The following is a 4,100-nucleotide window of genomic DNA, read 5'->3' on the forward strand; positions in this document are numbered from 1 at the left end:
TTGCGAGCCAGTCCTCCGCGTCGGACTGGTAGCCGGACTCGAAGTCGTCCCATTCGTCGGCGGAGGCGGTCTCGATCCAGGAGGGCCGGAAGCCGGCGGACACCGCCAGGTCCACCAGGCTTGCGAGGTCGGGTAGTTCGTCGGCGGCGGCTTCGGGCCACATGGCGGTGAGCCGCTCGGGCGGCGGCGGCTGCTCCCAGAAGCCCTCGCCGAACAGCACGCGGCCGTGCGGCGTCACGAGGCCGCGGAGGGCCTCAAGTGCGGCCCCGATGTGGGCAGGTGGGCTCTGGTCGCTGAGCGCATGGCCGGCGCCGAGGCACACGACGAGGTCGGCGGGGCCACGGGTGGTGCCGATGCCGGACTCCTCGACGAACGCGACACGGTCGGCCAGGCCCCGGCTTTCGGCGTTGGCGCGGCCGCGCGCGGTGTCCTCGGCGTTCAGGTCGATGCCGACGCCGGTCGCGCCTGGCACGGCTTCGAGCACGCGGAGCATGAACTCGCCCCAGCCACAACCGATATCGAGCACCGTCCGGGGCGGCGCGGTGCCGGCCAGCCGGTCGATGATCCTCGTCGCCCGGGCCTCGGAGAGCGGTCCGTGGAAGGTGAGGCGGGTGAGGCGCGGCGGCAGGCTCTGGTCATTGTCCATGGGCGGGCACGCTACGTGGCGAGCATGGCCGACGGAAACGAATTTCAGCGCGGGCCACGAAAGGACCACCGGCCGGGAGCGGATGGCGGCACTCCCGCCCCTCCCGGGTCCGCCCCGTGGGACGGGTCAGCCCTGCGCCGCGGCGCGCGGCTCGCGCCACATCGGATACATGTGCAGGCCGTCGGGCAGTTCGACCGGGGTGCCGAGGAAGGTGTAGCCGCGGAAGGTGTAGCCGAGGAAGGTGTAGCCGAGGCGCTCGTACAGGCCGCGGCTTCGCATGCTGCTCGCTTCGAGGTACGCCGGCAGGCCGTCGCGGTCGCAGCGGTCGAACACACCCGTCACCCGCACCCGCGGGCACCCGGACCCCGAACACTCGCAAGCGGCGGTCGTTCCATACGGCAATGCCCCACTACGTCCCCTAGGGTTTGCCGTGGACAAGGCCGGGCAGCCCGTCCGGCGGCGGATCTTGCGGCGGAGCCGTAGGACGTAGCGCGTAAGGAGCAGGCCATGACGGAGCCGGTTGCCGAGCGGAGCGAGGCCACGAGCGCGCCCACCAGCGAGTCGGCGACGGAATACGGCCGGATCGTGGTCGGCGTCGACGGTTCCGACCCGTCCTTGCACGCGTTGCGCTGGGCCGACCGCCAGGCCGTGCTGACCGGGGCGTCCCTGGAGGCCGTGATGGCGTGGGAGATGCCCGCGTCGTTCGGCTGGGGCGGTGCGATGCCGGGGCTGCCGGAGGACTACGACCTGGGCGAATCCGCGGCGCAGGCGCTCAGGGAGGCGGTGGAGCAGGCCCTGCCGCGTGATCGCGCCGCCGCCGTCGGCCCGGTCACCGTCATGGGCAACCCGGCGCAGGTCATCCTCGACCGCGGCGAGGGGGCGGAGCTCATCGTGGTCGGCGTCCGCGGCCACGGCACTTTCCGCGCGACCCTGCTCGGCTCGGTCAGCCACACGGTGACGCTGCACGCGTCCTGCCCGGTGGTCGTGGTCCGCGGCGAGGCCCAGCAGGCGGACTGACAGCATGCGGGCGGCACCCGGCCGGCCCGCGCCTCTCCCCATCCACCGTCCTCCTACCTGCGACTTCGTGGAGTTATCCACAGGCTGTACGGGCAACCGCACCGAAGGCGGTCGCGGCGGAGCATCATGGGGTCATGAACGAGATCACCGGGTCCGCCGTCGGACCCATGTCGGAGGCCGGCGCCATGCCGGCGTGGGAAACGCGGTTCCGCGCGCCTCGGGTGGGGCTGCCGGAGTGGGCCGAGGACGCCCCGGACCGCAGCCTGTTCGTGTCCAATGTGACGGGGACTTACGAGTTGTACGCGTGGGACCGCGCCACCGGCGGCCGCCGCCAGGTCACCGACCGGCCGAACGGCACGACTGACGGCACCCTCAGCAGGGACGGCACTCGGGTGTGGTGGTTCTCCGACACCGATGGCGACGAGTTCGGCGTGTGGATGAAGCAGCCGTTCGGGGGCGGTGAGGACATACCGGCGGCACCCGCCCTTCCCCCCTCCTATCCGGCGGGCCTCGCGCTGGGCGTCGGCGGCCTCGCCGTGATCGGCCGCTCCACGGACGACGAAGGCACCTCCGTACACGTCGTGCCCCCGTCCGGCGAGGGTTACGAGATCTACCGGCACCCGGAGTCCGCGGGCGTCGGCGACCTCTCCGAGGACGGCACCCTGGTCGTGATCGAGCACACTGAGCACGGCGACGCGATGCACAGCGCGCTGCGGGTGCTCCGCGTCTCCGACGGCAGCACGGTCGCGGAGCTGGACGACACCGACGGCGGCCGGCGCGAACTGGGTCTGGACTGCCTCGGCTTCGCCCCGGTGCCCGGTGACACCCGGCTGCTCGTCGGCCACCAGCGCGCCGACCGCTGGCTGCCGATGCTGTGGGACGTGGCCGGCGGCGCGCAGACCGAGCTGGCCTTCGACCTGCCCGGCGACGTGCACGCCGAGTGGTATCCGGACGGCTCGGCGCTGCTGGTGGTGCACGACTTCCACGCCCGCGGCGAGCTGTTCCGGTACGACCTGGCGGACGGCTCGCTGACCCGGCTGGACACCCCGGCCGGCAGCGTGAGCGGGGCGACCGCGCGGCCCGACGGCAGCGTGGAGTACCTGTGGTCGTCGGCCGAGCAGCCCCCTGCGGTGCGCTCCACCGCGGGCGGCGTCGTCCTGGAGGCACCGGGGCTGCGCGCTCCCGACTCGGTGCCGGTGGAGGACGTGTGGGTCGACGGACCGGGTGGACCGATCCACGCACTCGTGCAGCGGCCGCCGCGCCCGGCCGGTGACGACGCCGCGGCGGCAGCGCCGTTCCCGACGGTCTTCGAGATCCACGGCGGCCCCACCTGGCACGACTCGGACTCCTTCGCCGCGGGGCCCGCCGCCTGGCTCGACCACGGCTTCGCGGTCGTCCGGGTCAACTACCGCGGCTCCACCGGTTACGGCCGGGAGTGGACCGACGCCCTCAAGCACCGGGTCGGCCTGATAGAGCTGGAGGACATCGCCGCGGTGCGGGAGTGGGCGGTCGACTCCGGCCTCGCCGACCCGTCCCGGCTGGTGCTCACCGGCGGCTCGTGGGGTGGCTATCTGACCCTGCTCGGCCTCGGCACCCAGCCCGAGGCGTGGACGGTCGGCATCGCCGCGGTCCCCGTCGCGGACTACGCGACGGCGTACGCCGACGAGATGGAGGCACTCAAGGCCCTGGACCGCACCCTCTTCGGCGGCTCCCCGCAGGAAGTCCCGGACCGGTACGAGACGTCCTCGCCGATCACCTACGTCGACAAGGTCGCCGCCCCCGTCTACATCAGCGCGGGCATGAACGACCCGCGCTGCCCGATACGCCAGATCGACAACTACGTGGAGCGGCTGCACACCCTCGACAAGCCGCACGAGGTCTACCGGTACGACGCGGGGCACGGCTCGCTGGTCGTCGAGGAGCGGATCAAGCAGGTCCGGCTGGAACTGGCCTTCGCACTACGCCACGTGGGCGGCTGACCCGACCGACGCGGTGTCCCGGGCGCCCTCGGTGTCCCGCTCCCCCGGCTCGCCGTCCGCGGCCTGCGGGTCGGGGGCGGCGGGCCCGCCCGGTCGGCCCTGACCGCCGGGCCCGCCCGGGCCCTCCGGTCCGTCCGGCTGGTCCGGGAGGATGCCGAGCGCGGCGTCGGCCCGCGCCTCGGCCTCCCGGCGGATGAACCGGAACCACATGAAGACGACGAAGCCCGCGAAGACGAACCACTGCCCGGTGTAGCCGAGGTTCTGGAACGCCTTGAGGTCGAGGCCGCTGTTCGACGGGGTAGCCGGGGGCACCGCGGTCAGCGGCTTCGCGGGGTGGTTGGCGGTGATCCAGCCGTTGTAGACGGGATAGGGCAGCACATTGACCAGGGAGGCGCCGCTGATGATGCCGATCTGATCGGTGGGCAGCGCACCGCTCGTGTCCAGACCGGTGGTCTCGG

The 4,100-nt window shown here is 73.1% G+C and carries 4 protein-coding genes and 1 pseudogene; 2 read left to right on the forward strand and 3 right to left on the reverse strand.

Going from position 1 to position 4,100, the window contains the following annotated elements; translation table 11 throughout:
- Together AC13HU_RS33490 and AC13HU_RS33495 are read right to left on the reverse strand one after the other, a co-directional pair.
- Positions 1-646: SAM-dependent methyltransferase (locus AC13HU_RS33490; protein WP_483045751.1), on the reverse strand; the 646-nt coding region annotated here is incomplete at its 3' end.
- Positions 647-772: 126 nt separating this feature from the next.
- Positions 773-994, reverse strand: coding sequence for a hypothetical protein (locus tag AC13HU_RS33495; RefSeq protein ID WP_483045752.1), 222 nt, complete (start codon positions 992-994; stop codon positions 773-775).
- A 159-nt stretch (positions 995-1,153) separates the two neighbouring features.
- On the opposite strand from AC13HU_RS33495, the gene AC13HU_RS33500 reads away from it, so the two are divergent.
- On the forward strand, positions 1,154-1,663 hold the full coding sequence (locus AC13HU_RS33500) for a universal stress protein (RefSeq protein WP_483045753.1): 510 nt from the start codon (positions 1,154-1,156) through the stop codon (positions 1,661-1,663).
- A 134-nt stretch (positions 1,664-1,797) separates the two neighbouring features.
- Positions 1,798-3,642: a S9 family peptidase gene (locus AC13HU_RS33505; protein WP_483045754.1), complete on the forward strand. Its 1,845-nt coding sequence runs from the start codon at positions 1,798-1,800 to the stop codon at positions 3,640-3,642.
- On the opposite strand, the pseudogene AC13HU_RS33510 reads toward AC13HU_RS33505, so the two are convergent.
- Positions 3,622-4,100, reverse strand: a pseudogene (locus AC13HU_RS33510) (SURF1 family protein); the annotation flags it as partial. The gene AC13HU_RS33505 and the pseudogene AC13HU_RS33510 sit on opposite strands and share 21 nt — an antisense overlap.

This window comes from Streptomyces sp. NH27 (assembly GCF_056859195.1).